The sequence below is a fragment of the Serratia sp. J2 genome, assembly GCF_046269175.1.
In the GTDB taxonomy this organism is placed as follows: Bacteria; Pseudomonadota; Gammaproteobacteria; order Enterobacterales; family Enterobacteriaceae; genus Chania; species Chania fonticola_C.
Genome location: NZ_JBKABN010000084.1, coordinates 1 through 1,604 on the forward strand (window position 1 = coordinate 1; position 1,604 = coordinate 1,604).

The window sequence follows — 1,604 nt, forward strand, 5'->3', positions numbered from 1 at the left end:
TTTTCATCAGACAATCTGTGTGGACACTGCACTCAACTGCATATCTTTAGGTAAGGAGGTGATCCAACCGCAGGTTCCCCTACGGTTACCTTGTTACGACTTCACCCCAGTCATGAATCACAAAGTGGTAAGCGCCCTCCCGAAGGTTAAGCTACCTACTTCTTTTGCAACCCACTCCCATGGTGTGACGGGCGGTGTGTACAAGGCCCGGGAACGTATTCACCGTAGCATTCTGATCTACGATTACTAGCGATTCCGACTTCACGGAGTCGAGTTGCAGACTCCGATCCGGACTACGACATACTTTATGAGGTCCGCTTGCTCTCGCGAGTTCGCTTCTCTTTGTATATGCCATTGTAGCACGTGTGTAGCCCTACTCGTAAGGGCCATGATGACTTGACGTCATCCCCACCTTCCTCCGGTTTATCACCGGCAGTCTCCTTTGAGTTCCCACCATGACGTGCTGGCAACAAAGGATAAGGGTTGCGCTCGTTGCGGGACTTAACCCAACATTTCACAACACGAGCTGACGACAGCCATGCAGCACCTGTCTCACAGTTCCCGAAGGCACCAATCCATCTCTGGAAAGTTCTGTGGATGTCAAGAGTAGGTAAGGTTCTTCGCGTTGCATCGAATTAAACCACATGCTCCACCGCTTGTGCGGGCCCCCGTCAATTCATTTGAGTTTTAACCTTGCGGCCGTACTCCCCAGGCGGTCGACTTAACGCGTTAGCTCCGGAAGCCACGCCTCAAGGGCACAACCTCCAAGTCGACATCGTTTACAGCGTGGACTACCAGGGTATCTAATCCTGTTTGCTCCCCACGCTTTCGCACCTGAGCGTCAGTCTTTGTCCAGGGGGCCGCCTTCGCCACCGGTATTCCTCCAGATCTCTACGCATTTCACCGCTACACCTGGAATTCTACCCCCCTCTACAAGACTCTAGCTTGCCAGTTTCAAATGCAGTTCCCAAGTTAAGCTCGGGGATTTCACATCTGACTTAACAAACCGCCTGCGTGCGCTTTACGCCCAGTAATTCCGATTAACGCTTGCACCCTCCGTATTACCGCGGCTGCTGGCACGGAGTTAGCCGGTGCTTCTTCTGCGAGTAACGTCAATGAACAGTGCTATTAACACTGAACCCTTCCTCCTCGCTGAAAGTGCTTTACAACCCGAAGGCCTTCTTCACACACGCGGCATGGCTGCATCAGGCTTGCGCCCATTGTGCAATATTCCCCACTGCTGCCTCCCGTAGGAGTCTGGACCGTGTCTCAGTTCCAGTGTGGCTGGTCATCCTCTCAGACCAGCTAGGGATCGTCGCCTAGGTGAGCCATTACCTCACCTACTAGCTAATCCCATCTGGGCACATCCGATGGTGTGAGGCCCGAAGGTCCCCCACTTTGGTCCGAAGACGTTATGCGGTATTAGCTACCGTTTCCAGTAGTTATCCCCCTCCATCGGGCAGTTTCCCAGACATTACTCACCCGTCCGCCGCTCGTCACCCAGGAGCAAGCTCCTTGTGCTACCGCTCGACTTGCATGTGTTAGGCCTGCCGCCAGCGTTCAATCTGAGCCATGATCAAACTCTTCAATTAAAAGCTTGATTT

1 rRNA gene is annotated in these 1,604 nt (G+C 53.2%); it reads right to left on the reverse strand.

What is annotated here, in order from left to right:
• Nucleotides 1–51: 51 nt before the first annotated feature.
• Nucleotides 52–1,592: ribosomal RNA gene (locus ACKWMY_RS28140) — 16S ribosomal RNA — on the reverse strand.
• Nucleotides 1,593–1,604: the final 12 nt, after the last annotated feature.